This is a genomic window from Streptomyces sp. NPDC004266, assembly GCF_042874095.1.
Classification (GTDB): domain Bacteria; phylum Actinomycetota; class Actinomycetes; order Streptomycetales; family Streptomycetaceae; genus Streptomyces.
The window spans coordinates 1-14,393 of sequence record NZ_JBIAMM010000020.1 but is presented as its reverse complement, the minus strand read 5'-3'; the positions used below and the strand labels follow the sequence as shown (position 1 = coordinate 14,393).

The following is a 14,393-nucleotide window of genomic DNA, read 5'->3' as shown; positions in this document are numbered from 1 at the left end:
GCTCCCTAGCGTCGGAGGCATGAACGCGAACGCCCTGCGCGGGGTCCTCCTGGTGACCCTCGCCTACGCCCTCGTCGGCGCCTCCTTCACCGCCAACAGCCTGCTCGGCGCCTATCCGTACGCGGGCGGGCAGGCCCTCCGTTACGGCGCCGCCTGTCTGCTCCTCCTCCCGCTGCTCGGCCGTGGCGGACTCGCTCCGCTGCGGCTCCTGACCGCCCGTCACCTGCTGCGGCTCGCCGCCCTCGCGGCCGTCGGCATGGTCGGCTTCAACCTCGCGGTCCTGGCCGCCGAACGCACCGCGGAGCCCGCCGTCCCCGGCGTCCTCGTCGGCTGCGCCCCGGTCGTCGTCGCCGTCCTGGTCCCGCTCACCGAGGGCCGCAGGCCCGCCCCCGCCGTGCTGTACGGGGCGCTGCTCGTCGCCGCCGGCGCCTTCACCGTGCAGGGCTGGGGCCGGACGGACCCGGCCGGGATCGGCTGGTCGGTCGCGGCGCTCGCCGGTGAGGTGGGATTCACCGTGCTGGCCGTCCCGGTGCTGCGGGTGCTCGGGCCGAAGCTGCTGACGGCCGCCGTGTGCGGGATCGGCGCGGTCGAGGCGGCGCTCGTCGGCCTGGTGGTGGACGGCGCCGGGTTCGTGCGGATGCCGACGGCCGTGGAGACGGGGGCCCTGATCTGGCAGGCGGCCCTGGCCACGGTCGTCGGGTTCGTCCTCTTCTACATGGGCGTCCAGCGCATCGGCATGGAGAGGGCCACTCTCTACACCGGGGCCATCCCGATCGCCGCTGCCCTGAGCGCCGCCCTGGTCGGAGGCGCCGTCTTCGGCCTCCCCCAGGCGGTCGGCAGCCTCCTCGTCGGTGCCGGAGCCGCCCTGGGGACGGGGCTGTTCACCCGCTCGTCCCGACCCGGCTCAACGGCTGCCGTCCAGGATCACGCGCGCGACCAGGGCGGGGTCGTCGTTCATCGGCACGTGGCCGCAGCCGGGCAGCCGGACCAGGCGCGCGGCGGGCAGGGTGCGCTTGGCGCGGACGCCCTGGCGGCGCAGCAGCAGCCGGTCGCGGGTGCCCCAGGCGACGGTGACGGGGACCGACGGGACGTCGTCGCGGAAGAGGGCGGCCCGGCCCGCCGCCAGCGTCTGGTGGAAGCCGGTGGCCTGCCGCAGCGCGAGGGTCTCGGCGACGACGGCCTCGGGTGACCTGCGGCCGGGTCGCGCGTAGATCGTGCTGGTGAGCGCGGTGCGCCCGGCGGCCGTGCGCGAGAGGCGCTCGATCACCGGCACCGGCAGCGACAGGGCGGCGCCGCGCATGGCCCGCAGCGTCCCGAAGGCGTAGAGCCGCTCGGCCTCCGACCAGAAGCCGGCGGGGGAGAGGGCGGTGACCGAGCGCACCAGCTTCTCCCGGCCGAGCTCCAGGGCGAGCAGCCCGCCCAGGGAGTTCCCCGCCACGTGCGGCCGCTCGAAGCCGACGGCCTCGCAGAAGGCGCCGAGCACCGGGGCGACGGTGGACAGGTCGTACGGGACGCCCTCCGGCAGCCCGTCGGAGGCCCCGAAACCGGGCAGGTCGACGGCGATCACCTCGCGTTCGACGGCGAGGACGTCGAGGACGGGCCCCCAGGCCTGCCAGTGGTGCCCGATGCCGTGGAGCAGCAGCAGGGGCTCGCCCGCGCCCCGCCGCTCGTACGTCAGGGAGACGTCGCGGGGGCCCGCCGGGGTCTCGATCGTGAACGCGATCCGTGCGGGCATGCGGGCCCCTCGCTTCCTCGTGCAGCTTCCTGGTGAACACCGGTGGGCGACACCGTCGGGCGCCACCTTTTAGACGTCCCGTCAGTAAGAATTACCGCTCAGTAGCAAGGAGTTCAAGACGGGAGCCGGAAACTGGACAGGACCGATGACGTGGGCTGGGATGGAAGCGTGCCCACCGAGACCGACACCGAGACCGACACCCTGACCGAACTCTTCGAGGAGCACCGCCCGATGCTCCTCGGCGTCGCCTACCGGATGCTCGGCCGCACCGCCGACGCCGAGGACGTCGTCCAGGAGGCCTGGCTGCGCTGGACCGCCGCGGACCGGGCCGCCGTCCGCGAGCCGCGCGCCTTCCTCGTGCGGATCACCACACGGCTCGCCATCGACCGGCTCCGCCAGGCGCAGGCGCGCCGCGAGTCCTACGTCGGCCCCTGGCTCCCCGAACCCCTCGTGACCGACTTCGGCCCCGCCGCCCCCGACAGCGCCGAGCGCGCCCTGCTCGCCGACTCCGTCTCGCTCGCGCTCCTCGTGGTGCTCGAATCCCTCTCCCCGCTGGAGCGGGCCGTCTTCGTGCTCCGCGAGGCCTTCGGCTTCCCGTACGGAGAGATCGCCACCGCCCTCGACCGCTCCGAGGCGGCCGTGCGCCAGCTCGCCGGGCGCGCCCGGCGCCACGTCGACGAGGGCAGGCCGCGCTACGACGTCGACCCGGCCGAGCGCCGCGACCTCACCGAGCGCTTCCTCTCCGCCGCGGCCGGCGGCGACCTCGGCGAGCTCCTCGCGCTCCTCGCCCCGGACGTCCGGCTCGTCGGCGACAGCGGAGGCAAGTCCAAGGCGCCGCTGCGGATCATCGAGAGCGCCGACAAGGTCGGCCGCTTCCTCGTCGCCGTCGCCCGGGACGCGTGGGCGGGGTACGAGGTGCGCTTCCCGGAGCTCAACGGCGCCCCGGCCGTGCTCGTCCTCGCCGACGGGAGGCCCGACACCGTCTTCCAGATCGAGGCGCGCGACGGGCTGGTCCAGTGCGTCCACATCATCCGCAACCCCGACAAGCTCCAGGGCCTCGCCGGCCGCGCCGACGACTGACGGAGATCACGCCGACCGGCCGGAACCCGCCCCGTCTCCCCTCCCGGGAGGCGGGGCCTTTTGCTGCGCGGGGTTCACGAGGGCGCGAACGTCCTGTGAACGATCCAGGTCAGAGGGTCACATTCAGGGCCGTTCGACAGAGGATTGGTCTTGACCAAGGGGGTGGCTCGCCTTATGGTCGCAGAGTTAGTGCAGGAACCTTTAATAAACAAGGGCGCGGAAAAACGCCGCGGGACACGGCGAATTGCGGAGGATCAGGGTGGGGACCACGCAGCTGACATCGGTACCGGAGCCGAAGTACCAGCACCTCAAGACAGTGATCGGCGAAGCGCTCGACTCGGACTTCGCGGTCGGGGAGATCCTGCCCAACGAGCGCGAGCTCGCGGCGCGCTTCGGCGTCGCCCGTGCCACGCTCCGACAGGCCCTGGAGCAGCTGGAGCTGGAAGGGCGTCTGCAGCGCCGCCGCGGCGTCGGCACCACCGTCGCCCCTCCGCGCGTCGGCGTCGACGTCTCCACCACCCAGCACACCTGGCCCGGCGTCGGCGACGACGTCTGGCAGCCCCAGGACTCCGCCGCCGACGTGGCCCCGGCCGCCGTCGCGCGCGTCCTGGAGACCGCCGCCGACGAGCAGGTGCACATCGTCCGCCGCCTCCGCATCAGCCAGGGCCAGCCGGTCGCGGCCGAGCTGCTCTACGTGCCGGCCGGCTCCGTCCCGGGCCTCAGCGCCATCGACGCGCCCGCGGGTCCCGCCCGCGCCCGCGCCGTGCTCCGCGAACTCCAGCACCTCGCCCTCGACGGCCAGGACCGCGCCGTGGAGCTCGGCTCCGCCCGTGCCGACGACGCCAAGGAGCTCGACCGGCTGCCGGGCGCGCCCGTCCTGGTCGTGACGACCCGCTACCTCTCCGCCGGGCGTCCGGCCGCCGTCTCGGTGGCCACCTACCGCGCCGACACCTGCCGCCTCACCTTCGGCGACTCGCCCGACCTGGTCATGGCCTCGTAGGACTCCCGCGCCCGGACACCGGCCCGTCGCGGGAAGACCCCTAGCGGCGGGCCGTCACCGTGCCCTCGACGGCGAAGAGCTGCTCCTCGACGTGGTCGAGGGCGAGCCGGAGGGCGCCCGTGCCCACCGCGGCCTCGCCGAGCAGGGACAGCACCACCCGGGGCGGCCGCAGGCAGAACCGGGCCAGTTCCTCGCGGAGCGGCTGGAGCACCCCGTCGAGGCCCGCCGCCCAGCCGCCGACGACCACCAGCTCGGGGTCGATGGCGAGGACCAGGGCCGCCACGTCGTGCACGAGCCGCTGGATGAAGCGGTCCACCGCCGCCTCCGCGCGCGCGTCGCCCTTGCGGGCCAGCGCGAAGACCTCGGCGACCGCCTGCTCGTCCAGCGGGTGCAGCGGCTCGTCCGTGGTCGAGAGGAGCCGCTCCGGGGTCACGTCCCGGCCGAGCAGGTGCAGGGCGCCGATCTCCCCGGCCGCCCCGCCGAAGCCCCGGTGCAGCCGGCCGCCGATCAGCGAGCCGGCGCCGGGGCTGAGGCCGGCGAGGACGAAGACGATGTCGTCGGAGTCGGTCGCGGCACCCTTCCAGTGCTCGGCGACGGCCGCCGCGTTGGCGTCGTTCTCCACGATCACCGGGCAGCGGAAGGAGCGCCGCAGCCGCTCGCCGAGCGCGAGGCCCGTCCAGCCGGGCAGCGCCGTGCCGAGGCGTACGGTGCCGTCGGCCTCCACGATGCCGGGCGTGCCGACACCGACGGCCCGCAGGTTGGACCGGGCGACCCCGGCCCTGCGCAGCACGTCGGCCACGACGGTACGCACCCGCTCCAGGCGCTCGTCCTCGGACGCCGTCTCCGACACCTCGCGGGACCCGGCGCCGATGATGCGCCCGTCCAGCCCGGAGAGCAGGGCGGCCACGCGGTGCGGGCCGATCTCGATGCCGAGCAGATGACCGGCCTCCGCGCGGAAGCGGAACCTCCGCGCCGGGCGTCCCTGCCGCCGGGCCTCGCCCTCCTCGGGCGCCGACTCGACGACGAGACCGCCCTCCATGAGGCCCTCGACGACCCCCTCGACCGTGGGCCGCGACAGGCCCGTGATCCGGGTCAGATCCGTGAGCGTGGGCGCGTCGGCGCCGCGCAGCGCATGGAGTACCACCGCGGAGTTGATCCGCCGCAGCAGAGACGGATCCCCGCCGGTCAGCCGCCCCACAGTGTGTCCTCCCAGCTCGTGCACCTCTTCGGCGGATGGTACTCAATGGGCCGGGTCGCGGCGAGTGCCGCCCCCGGGGCTGCCCCGGCGCGCGGCGCCCCGCGCCTGACGGGACGCCAACTGCCGTACGGGGCGGGGCGGGGCGGTCCCGCCGCCCCGCTCACCGCCCGCCGGGACCCGCCGGAGGAGCCGGGTCCGCGGTCCGTCCCGGAACCGTCACCCGGCCGCCGCACGGAGGCGGGCGAACTCCTCGGCCATCGTCTCCGTCGTCCAGTGGGCGTTGAGGCCGCTCGGGTTGGGCAGCGCCCAGACGCGGGTGGAGCCGATCACGCGCTCCTGCGGCCCGATCGCCGCCTTCGGCTCCCCGAAGGCCGTGCGGTAGGCGGTGACGCCGACGACCGCGAGCCAGCGCGGTTCGAGGCGCTCCACCTTCTCCACGAGCAGCCGCCCGCCCTCGCGGTACTCCTCGGGGCTCAGCTCGTCGGCCCGGGCGGTCGCCCGCGCCACCACGTTCGTGATGCCGAGCCCGTACGTCAGGAGTTCCTCCTGCTCGTCCGGCCGCAGCCGCCTCGGCGTGAACCCCGACAGGTGCAGCACCGGCCAGAAGCGGTTGCCCGGGCGGGCGAAGTGGTGGCCCGTCGCCGCCGTCATCAGTCCCGGATTGATCCCGCAGAAGAGCACGGAAAGGCCGCTCGCGACCACGTCGGGAACGACGCGGTCGCGAGCGGCCTCCAGCTCCTGCTGGGTGAACCGGGGGGTCCGGGTCAGAGGATCGCCCCGGGGGTGTAGGCGGCGGCCTCCGGGTGCTGCTTGAGGATCTCCTCGATGCGGGAGACCACGGAAGCGACCTGGTCGGCGGCGGCGCCCGTGAAGGACAGCTTGTCCGCCATCAGCTCGTCGAGCTGCGCCCGGTCCAGCGGGATCCGCTCGTCGGCGGCCAGCTTGTCGAGCAGCTCGTTGCGCTCGGCGCCCTGCTCGCGCATGGCGAGGGCGGAGGCGACGGCGTTCTCCTTGATGGCCTCGTGGGCGACCTCGCGGCCCACGCCGGCGCGGACGGCGCCCATGAGGACCTTGGTCGTCGCCAGGAAGGGCAGGTAGCGGTCGAGCTCGCGGGCGACGACGGCCGGGAAGGCGCCGAACTCGTCGAGCACGGTGAGGAAGGTCTCCAGCAGGCCGTCGAGCGCGAAGAAGGCGTCCGGCAGCGCGACGCGGCGGACCACGGAGCAGGACACGTCGCCCTCGTTCCACTGGTCGCCCGCCAGCTCGCCGGTCATCGAGGCGTAGCCGCGCAGGATGACCATGAGGCCGTTGACGCGCTCGCAGGAGCGGGTGTTCATCTTGTGCGGCATCGCCGAGGAGCCGACCTGGCCGGGCTTGAAGCCCTCGGTGACCAGCTCGTGGCCCGCCATCAGGCGGATCGTCTTGGCGATCGAGGACGGGGCGGCGGCCAGCTGCACCAGCGAGGTGACCACGTCGTAGTCGAGCGAGCGCGGGTAGACCTGGCCGACCGAGGTGAAGGCGTGCGCGAAGCCGAGGTGGCCGGCGATCCGCTGCTCCAGCTCCGCCAGCTTGCCGGCGTCGCCGCCGAGCAGGTCCAGCATGTCCTGCGCGGTGCCGACCGGGCCCTTGATGCCGCGCAGCGGGTAGCGGCCGAGCAGCTCCTCCAGGCGGGCGTACGCCACGAGCAGCTCGTCCGCCGCCGTCGCGAAGCGCTTGCCGAGGGTGGTCGCCTGGGCGGCGACGTTGTGCGAGCGGCCGGCCATGACCAGCTCCGCGTACTCGGCGGAGAGCTTGCCGAGCCGGGCGAGGACGGCGACCGCGCGGTCCCGCATCAGCTCCAGGGAGAGCCGGATCTGCAGCTGCTCGACGTTCTCGGTGAGGTCGCGCGAGGTCATGCCCTTGTGGACGTGCTCGTGGCCGGCGAGGGCGTTGAACTCCTCGATCCTGGCCTTCACGTCGTGCCGGGTGACCTTCTCGCGCTCGGCGATGGAGCCGAGGTCGACCTGGTCGAGGACGCGCTCGTAGTCGGCGAGGGCGGCGTCCGGAACCTCGATCCCGAGGTCCTTCTGCGCACGCAGCACGGCGAGCCACAGCCGGCGCTCCAGCTTCACCTTCTGCTCGGGGGACCAGAGGACGGCGAGCTCCGCGGAGGCGTAGCGGCCGGCCAGAACGTTGGGGATGCGGGGCTTCGCAGTCACAGCAGTCACGTGGACAGAGTTTACTGGTGGTTTCTGCAGGCCAGCGCCACGGTCCGGTGTGGAGCTTGCTACGAGACCCAGGTCACGCGCGCGCGTGGGCGCCCCCGCTACGCGCCGGCCGGGGGCTCGTACGGCAGCAGCTCGGGGCGCTTGGGCGGACGGCCGTCCCCCGAGGAGCGGCCGGTCAGGCGCCGTCCGATCCAGGGGCCGAGGTGCTCCCTGGCGAAGCGGGCGTCCGCGATCCGGCGGCTCGCCCAGCCGGGCCGCACGGCCGGGGGCAGCGGCGTGCGCCAGTCCTCCTCGGGCGTCAGGCCGAGCGTCTGCCACACGGCCTCGGCGACCCGCCGGTGTCCGTCGGCCGTCAGGTGGAGCCGGTCCACGTCCCACAGCCGGGGGTCGCCGAGCGACGGGGCGCCGTACAGGTCGACGACCAGGGCGCCGTGCGCGGCGGCGAGGGCGTCGATGTGGGCGAACAGCTCCTCCATCCGGGGCCGGAAGCGCTCCATGACCGGGCCGTTGCGGCCGGGGCTGCGCATGAGGACCAGCTGTCCGCAGGAGGGTGTGAGGCGTTCCACTGCCTCGGTGAGGAGGTCCCGCACCCGGACCATGTCGACCTTGGGGCGCAGGGTGTCGTTGAGCCCGCCGACGAGGGTCACCACATCGGCCTTCATGCTTGCGGCCAGGCCGACTTGCTCGTCGACGATCTGGCCGATGAGCTTGCCGCGCACGGCGAGGTTCGCGTAGCGGAAGCCGGGGGAGCGGGTGGCGAGACGGCTCGCGAGGACGTCCGCCCAGCCCCGGTAGGAGCCGTCGGGGTTCAGGTCCGACATACCCTCGGTGAAGCTGTCCCCGACGGCGACGAGACTGTTGTACGTGGCATTGATCTCCATGGCGGAGTGATCATACCGCGCGGTATGCGCGGGACGCCGAGGAGAACCCGGGAGGGGAAATCCGATGAGCGACGCGCTGCTGAGCGCCCTGGCCGAGTCCCTGGCCGACCTGGTGACGGCGGTCGAGACCTCCGACGACGAGGTCCTCGATCCCGACGCGGCCGTGAAGTGGCTGGAGCACACGGGGCACACCCTGGGCGCACTCGGCCCAGCCGACCGCCGCGCCCTCGACGGGCTGTTCCGTGAGACCGCGCTGCGCCGCCCGGAGGGGCCCCGCCGGGCGGCGCTGCTCCGTCTCCCGGCGCAGCTCGGCGTCTCCGCGGACCTCCGGCCGGCCTCGCCGACCGCGACGGCCCGGCCGTCGGCGACCGCGCCGCGGACCGACGACCCGGCCGGCGCCTGCGACGCCGTCGCCGAGCGCGTGCTGCGCTTCGCCGCCCTCGTGCGGGAGGCCGATCCCGCCACCCCGGTGCCCACCTGCCCCGGCTGGACCCTCGCGGACCTGACCCGGCACCTCGGCGCGGTCCACCGCTGGACCGATCACCTGGTACGCACCCGGGCCACCGTCCGCGTCCACGTGGAGGACCTCCCGCTCGACCCGCCGACGGACCCCGCCGCGTACGCCGACTGGCTGACCGAGGGCGCCGACACCGTGCTCACGACCCTGCGCGCCGCCGCTCCGGACCTCCCGGTCTGGTCGCCGGGAGCGGACCCGCACGCCCGGTACTACCCGCGCCGGCTGCTCTCCGAGGCGGTCGTCCACCTCGCCGACGCCGAGCTCGCCCTCCACGGCGCCGCGGAGCCGATCGCCCCCCGCGTCGCCGCCGCCGCGCTCGACCACTTCCTCACCGACGCCCCGTACGTCCCCTGGGTCGCCGAACCGCTCGCCCACCTCGACCGCGACGGCGCCGTCCTCCGTCTCGACGCCCGCGACACCGGCACCGTCCGGACCCTCGTCCTCGGCGGGGGCGGCTTCACCTGGAGCCGGGAGGACCGGGAGGACCGGGAGGACCGGGAGGACCGGGAGGGCCGAGCGGCCCGGGAGGTCCGGGGGAGCGGAGCCGCGGAGCCGACCGTCTCCGTCGAGGCGGACACCGGGGAGCTGCTGCTCCTCCTCCACCGCCGGTACGCCGCCGACGAGCCGCGCTTCGTCCGCACCGGCGACCGGGACCTGCTCGACGACTGGCTCGCCGCCACCCCGCTCTGACAGCTCTGACACGCCGGAGGGGCCCCGGGAAGCGGTTCCCGGGGCCCCTCTCGGGCTTCGAGGCGGGTCAGGACGCCGCCGGGCGTCCCACCAGCTCGCGCAGCACGTCCTCCATCGTCACCAGACCGGCCGGCTTGCCGTCCTCGTCGAGCACCGCCGCCAGGTGCGTCCGGCTGCGGCGCATCGCGGTGAGGACGTCGTCCAGCGGCGTCGCCGCCCGGACGCGGGCGATCGGCCGCAGCGCCGTCACCGGGAACGGCAGATCGCGCGGGGTGACGTCCAGGGCGTCCTTGACGTGCAGGTAGCCCAGGATGTGGCGCTCGGAGTCGAGGACCGGGAAGCGGGAGTACCCGGTCCGTGCCGCCAGCGCCTCCAGCTCCTCAGGAGTGGTGCCGACCTGCGCGTACACCACCTTCTCCGCCGGCATGACGACGTCCCGCACGGGACGCCGGCCCAGCTCCAGGGCGTCGTGCAGCCGCTCGGTGGCCCGGTCGTCCAGGAGACCCGCGTCGCCCGCGTCGGTGACCATCCGGGCCAGCTCGTCGTCCGAGAAGGTCGCGGAGACCTCGTCCTTGGTGTCCACCCGCAGCAGCTTGAGCAGCGCGTTGGCGAAGGCGTTGATCGCGAAGATCACCGGCCGCAGCGCCCGCGCGAGCGTCACCAGGGGCGGCCCGAGGAGCAGCGCGGAGCGCGTCGGCTCGGCGAGCGCGATGTTCTTCGGCACCATCTCGCCCAGCAGCATGTGCAGGTACGTCGCCAGGGCCAGCGCGATCGCGAACGAGATCGTGGCGGCCACGCCGTGCGGCACGCCGACCGCGTCGAAGACCGGTTCCAGCAGGTGCTCGATGGCCGGCTCGGCGACGATGCCGAGGACCAGGGTGCACAGGGTGATGCCGAGCTGCGCCGCCGCGAGCATCGCGGAGACGTGCTCCAGGCCCCAGACGACGCTGCGCGCCCGCCGGTTCCCGGAGTCGGCCAGGGGCTCGATCTGACTGCGGCGGACCGAGATCAGGGCGAACTCGGCGCCGACGAAGAAGGCGTTGACGACCAGCGTGAGCAGACCGATCAGCAGCTGGATCGCGATCATCGGCCGGCCTCCCCGGACTCGTCGTCGGTGTCGTGCGCGGGGGCGTGCAGGAGCACGCGCGCGGCGCGCCGGCCCGAGGCGTCGACGACGTCGAGGCGCCAGCCGGCCAGCTCCACCCGGTCGCCGGAGGAGGGGATGCGCCCCAGCTCCGTCGCGAGGACGCCCGCGAGCGTCTCGTACGGGCCGTCCGGCACGCGCAGGCCGATCGCGGCCAGCTGGTCCGTACGGGCGGCGCCGTCGGCGGACCACAGCTCGCGCCCGTCCGCGTCCTCGCCCGCCCGGACCAGGTCCGGGGTCTCGTGCGGGTCGTGCTCGTCGCGCACCTCGCCGACGACCTCCTCGACGATGTCCTCCAGGGTGACGACCCCGGCCGTGCCGCCGTACTCGTCGATGACGACGGCCATCGTCTGCCGGCCCGACAGCCGGTCGAGGAGCCGGTCCACGGTGAGCGTCTCGGGGACGAGCAGCGGCTCGCGCAGCATCTCGCCGATCCGGCGGCGGGGCCGTTCCTCGGCCGGTATCGCCAGCACGTCCTTGATGTGGGCGATGCCGACGACCGCGTCGAGGCTGCCCCGGTAGACGGGGAAGCGGGACAGGCCGGTCGCGCGGGTCGCGTTGGCGACGTCCTCGGCGGTGGCCTGCACCTCCAGGGCGGTGACCTGCACGCGGGGCGTCATCACGTTCTCGGCGGTCAGCTCCGCCAGGTTGAGGGTGCGGACGAACAGCTCGGCCGTGTCCGCCTCCAGGGCGCCCTCCTTCGCGGAGTGCCGGGCGAGCGCCACCAGCTCCTGCGGGGAGCGCGCGGAGGCCAGCTCCTCGGTCGGCTCCATGCCGAGGCGGCGCAGGATCCGGTTCGCGGTGTTGTTGAGGTGGCTGATCAGCGGCTTGAAGGCGGCCGTGAACACGCGCTGCGGGGTGGCCACCACCTTCGCGACGGCGAGCGGCGAGGAGATCGCCCAGTTCTTGGGGACCAGCTCGCCGACGACCATCAGGACGACGGTCGACAGGGCGGTGCCCAGGACGAGGGCGACCGAGGAGGCTGTTGAGGACGAGAGTCCGATCGACTCCAGGGGGCCGCTGATCAGCTTGGCGATCGAGGGCTCGGAGAGCATGCCGACGACCAGGTTGGTCACGGTGATGCCCAGCTGCGCGCCGGAGAGCTGGAAGGTGAGCGAGCGGACGGCCTTGAGCGCGCCCGCCGCCCCCCGCTCGCCGCGCTCCACGGCGGCTTCGAGCTCGCCGCGCTCGACCGTGGTCAGCGAGAACTCGGCCGCGACGAACCCGCCGCACGCGAGCGCGAGCAGGAGCGCCACCACGAGCAGAAGCACTTCGGTCATCGGTTCACCTCCGTCCCATGATCGGCCAGGGGGAGAGGGATCGCTCGATGTCGGCGGTCGGAACCACTGCTACTGGGAGGCTCGCCCATGGGCGGACGCTCACACCTTTCGGTCGGCGGGTCGGAAGGACACCATGGTAAAGGATCGGCAAAGCGGTGGAACGGTCACCCCGGTGATCACCCCGTGGCCGGGGCCGCGAGCGGCTTCACCCAGCGGCGCCAGCGCTCCTCGCGCTCGTACCCGGCCGCCGTCCACAGAGCCCGGCCCGTCTCGTTCGCCTCCAGGACCATGGCGTCCGCACGCCGTCCGCCGAGCGCGCGGAACCTCTCCTCGGCCGCGCGCAGGAGCGCGGTGGAGATGCCGCGGCGGCGGTACGAGGGCAGGACGGCGAGCCGGTAGAGGGAGGCGCGCCAGCCGTCCCAGCCGGCGATCACGGAGCCGACGACCACGCCGTCGACGAGGGCCAGGATCAGGGCCTCGGGGTCGCGCTCCACCAGCCGGGTCACCCCGTTCACGTCGTCCGAGACGGACGTGCCCTCGGCCGACTCCTTCCAGAAGGCCAGGACGGCCTCGACGTCGTCGGGAGCGGCCGGACGTATCTGCAGATCGATCATGGTCGGATCCCATCACGCGGGGCGGCGGCGCCGCCAGGCATCACCGTCGGGCCGTCCCCAGCACACAGGGCGAGGACGGCAGCCGCGGCCCCTGCTCCGGGACGTCGAAGGAGCGGTACGAGACGAGGTCGAAGCCGGCCGCCCCGATCGCCGCGAGCGGGGTGCGGGAGGTGTGGCAGCCGCCGAAGAGCAGCGGCCAGACCGTCCGGTCGAGACCCCGCTGCACCCGCGCGAGCCCGGGCGTGTCCGCCGCACCGTGCTCGAGGAACCGCAGCTCGCCGCCGGGACGCAGGACCCGCCGCAGCTCGGCGAGGACCCGCGGCACGTCCCGTACGGTGCACAGCACCAGCGAGGCCACCGCCGCGTCGAAGGCGCCGTCCGGTCCCGGCAGCGCCTCGGCCGTGCCCGGCAGCACCGTCACCGGGACGGCCGCCCGGCGCGCGGCCTCCCCGGCGAGCCGGCGCAGATGAGGCTCCGGCTCGACGGCGACGACCTCGGTGACCCCGGCCGGGTAGTGCGCGAAGTTCAGGCCGTTCCCCGCCCCGATCTCCACGACCCGGCCGGAAAGCCCGGCGAGCAGCTCCGCCCGCAGGGCGCCGAGCCCGCCCCGCGTGTCGGCCGACTCGCTGAACCGGGCGTAGAAACGGGCGAACAGGGGGTGGTGGACACGAGGAGGCGGGCCGGGGCGGGTCATCCTCGGTCGCCTCAGCCCGTCACGAAGCAGAACTCGTTGCCCTCCGGGTCCCGCATGACCTGGAAGGACCCCTGGGCGTCGGTGACGAGCCCGCCGACCGCGACCGCCCCGAGCGGCACCGCCTCCCCGGCCGCCCGCGCCGGATCGGCCACCTCCAGGTCGAGGTGGAGCCGGTTCTTCGCGGCCTTGCCCTCCGGCACCCGCTGGAAGGCGATCCGCACGAACCCCGGCGGATCCACGTACGACCAGTCGGCGCTCCGGTCGACGGGTTCGCCGCCGAGGAGCCCGGCCCAGAAGCGGACCAGCGCCGCCGGAGCGGCGCAGTCGAAGACGATCTCCTGAACGTGTGCGCGCATGCGCTCAGCCTACGGAGAGCGGTGCCGCGTGCGCCTCCGCGAACGCCTCCGCGTCCCACGCGCCGCCGAGCTCCGGTCCCAGCCAGCCGCCCGCGGCCGCCCGGAACTCCGCAGGGTCGAGCGCGCCCGAACCCTCCGGCACGGCTCCGAGCAGGGGCGCGCCCGCCGCCTCCGGCAGGTCCGCGAGGTTGCAGCGCGCCGCGAGGTCCGGCGCGGCCGGCCAGCTGCCGACGACCACGCCGAGCTGCTCGATCCCGCGAGCCCGCAGCGCCTCGCCCGTCAGGGTCGCCGAGTTGAGCGTCCCCAGCCCGGCCGGCGCCACGACCAGCACCGGAGCGCCGAGCAGCGCGGCCGCGTCGGCGAGCGTGCCGCCCTCCTCGTCGAAGCGGACGAGGAGCCCGCCGGCGCCCTCCACGAGCACCAGGTCGTGCTCCTCGGCCAGCTTCCGGGCGGCCTCGGCGACCTCCCGGGGCCCGACCGGGGCGAGCCCGGCCCGTCGGGCGGCCGTCCCGGGGGCCAGCGGCTCCGGGAAACGGCCGAGTTCGGCGGAGGCGTGCGCGCCCGAGAGCCGGACGACCTCGTCCGCGTCGCCCCGCTCGTCCGGACCGACACCGGTCTGAGCGGGCTTCAGGACGGCGACGGAGCGGCCGGCGGCGGTGGCGACGGCGGCGACCGCCGCGGTGACGACGGTCTTGCCGATCTCCGTGCCGGTGCCGCTGATGACGATGATGCCCATGGGTGTCCCTTCTTGCTGGTGTGCGGGTGCGGGTGCGGGTGCGGGTGCGGCGGGCCAGGGCCCGGAAGCCTCTGGCGCCGGCAGGGGCGCCGGCCCGGGGGGGGGGGGGGGGGGGGGGGGGGGGGGGGGCCCCCCCCCCCGGGGGGCCCCCCCCCCCCCCCCCCCCCCCCCCCCCCCCCCCCCCCGCGCCCCCCCCCCCCCCCCCCCCCCCCCCCCCCCCCCCCCCCCCCCCCCCCCCCCCCCCCCCCCCCCCCCACCCCC

14 protein-coding genes and 1 pseudogene are annotated in these 14,393 nt (G+C 74.9%); 4 read left to right on the top strand and 11 right to left on the bottom strand.

What is annotated here, in order from left to right; translation table 11 throughout:
• Positions 1-19 precede the first annotated feature (19 nt).
• Positions 20-856 (top strand): annotated as a pseudogene (locus ACFYUZ_RS34635) (EamA family transporter); the annotation flags it as partial.
• 48 nt (positions 857-904) lie between these two features.
• Here the strand turns inward: ACFYUZ_RS34635 and ACFYUZ_RS34630 are convergent.
• A complete protein-coding gene (locus ACFYUZ_RS34630) occupies positions 905-1,735 on the bottom strand; it encodes an alpha/beta fold hydrolase (RefSeq protein ID WP_389316047.1) in 831 nt (276 codons plus the stop codon).
• 168 nt (positions 1,736-1,903) lie between these two features.
• Between ACFYUZ_RS34630 and ACFYUZ_RS34625 the strand changes: the two genes are divergently transcribed.
• Together ACFYUZ_RS34625 and ACFYUZ_RS34620 are read left to right on the top strand one after the other, a co-directional pair.
• Positions 1,904-2,815 (top strand): RNA polymerase sigma-70 factor, encoded by a 912-nt coding sequence (locus ACFYUZ_RS34625; protein ID WP_389316045.1) that lies wholly within the window; start codon positions 1,904-1,906, stop codon positions 2,813-2,815.
• A gap of 259 nt (positions 2,816-3,074) precedes the next feature.
• Positions 3,075-3,815 (top strand): GntR family transcriptional regulator, encoded by a 741-nt coding sequence (locus tag ACFYUZ_RS34620; protein ID WP_389316043.1) that lies wholly within the window; start codon positions 3,075-3,077, stop codon positions 3,813-3,815.
• Positions 3,816-3,855: 40 nt separating this feature from the next.
• Here the strand turns inward: ACFYUZ_RS34620 and ACFYUZ_RS34615 are convergent, their stop codons facing one another.
• The 4 genes from ACFYUZ_RS34615 to ACFYUZ_RS34600 form a co-directional block, all read right to left on the bottom strand.
• Positions 3,856-5,013, bottom strand: coding sequence for an ROK family transcriptional regulator (locus ACFYUZ_RS34615; protein ID WP_389316041.1), 1,158 nt, complete (start codon positions 5,011-5,013; stop codon positions 3,856-3,858).
• A gap of 216 nt (positions 5,014-5,229) precedes the next feature.
• Entirely contained in the window at positions 5,230-5,715 is a 486-nt protein-coding gene (gene mug, locus ACFYUZ_RS34610) for a G/U mismatch-specific DNA glycosylase (RefSeq protein WP_389316039.1), read from the bottom strand.
• A gap of 62 nt (positions 5,716-5,777) precedes the next feature.
• The gene (purB, locus tag ACFYUZ_RS34605; RefSeq protein ID WP_389316037.1) at positions 5,778-7,220 is read right to left on the bottom strand and encodes an adenylosuccinate lyase; all 1,443 of its coding nucleotides are present in this window, start codon (positions 7,218-7,220) and stop codon (positions 5,778-5,780) included.
• A 98-nt stretch (positions 7,221-7,318) separates the two neighbouring features.
• Positions 7,319-8,101, bottom strand: coding sequence for an SGNH/GDSL hydrolase family protein (locus ACFYUZ_RS34600; protein ID WP_389316035.1), 783 nt, complete (start codon positions 8,099-8,101; stop codon positions 7,319-7,321).
• 64 nt (positions 8,102-8,165) lie between these two features.
• Between ACFYUZ_RS34600 and ACFYUZ_RS34595 the strand changes: the two genes are divergently transcribed.
• On the top strand, positions 8,166-9,308 hold the full coding sequence (locus ACFYUZ_RS34595) for a maleylpyruvate isomerase N-terminal domain-containing protein (RefSeq protein ID WP_389316033.1): 1,143 nt from the start codon (positions 8,166-8,168) through the stop codon (positions 9,306-9,308).
• Between the two features lie 67 nt (positions 9,309-9,375).
• On the opposite strand, the gene ACFYUZ_RS34590 is transcribed toward ACFYUZ_RS34595, so the two are convergent.
• The 6 genes from ACFYUZ_RS34590 to bioD form a co-directional block, all read right to left on the bottom strand.
• Positions 9,376-10,395, bottom strand: a complete 1,020-nt coding sequence (locus ACFYUZ_RS34590; RefSeq protein ID WP_389316031.1) for a hemolysin family protein — start codon at positions 10,393-10,395, stop codon at positions 9,376-9,378.
• The gene (locus tag ACFYUZ_RS34585; RefSeq protein ID WP_389316029.1) at positions 10,392-11,732 is read right to left on the bottom strand and encodes a hemolysin family protein; all 1,341 of its coding nucleotides are present in this window, start codon (positions 11,730-11,732) and stop codon (positions 10,392-10,394) included. The genes ACFYUZ_RS34590 and ACFYUZ_RS34585 overlap by 4 nt, the downstream gene beginning before the upstream one ends.
• 176 nt (positions 11,733-11,908) lie before the next feature.
• On the bottom strand, positions 11,909-12,346 hold the full coding sequence (locus ACFYUZ_RS34580) for a GNAT family N-acetyltransferase (protein ID WP_389316027.1): 438 nt from the start codon (positions 12,344-12,346) through the stop codon (positions 11,909-11,911).
• A 40-nt stretch (positions 12,347-12,386) separates the two neighbouring features.
• A complete protein-coding gene (locus ACFYUZ_RS34575) occupies positions 12,387-13,040 on the bottom strand; it encodes a class I SAM-dependent methyltransferase (protein ID WP_389316025.1) in 654 nt (217 codons plus the stop codon).
• 11 nt (positions 13,041-13,051) lie between these two features.
• A complete protein-coding gene (locus tag ACFYUZ_RS34570; protein WP_389316024.1) occupies positions 13,052-13,396 on the bottom strand; it encodes a VOC family protein in 345 nt (114 codons plus the stop codon).
• 4 nt (positions 13,397-13,400) lie between these two features.
• Positions 13,401-14,132 carry a dethiobiotin synthase gene (bioD, locus tag ACFYUZ_RS34565; protein ID WP_389316022.1) on the bottom strand — a complete coding sequence of 244 codons (732 nt, stop codon included), beginning with the start codon at positions 14,130-14,132 and terminating at the stop codon, positions 13,401-13,403.
• Positions 14,133-14,393 lie beyond the last annotated feature (261 nt).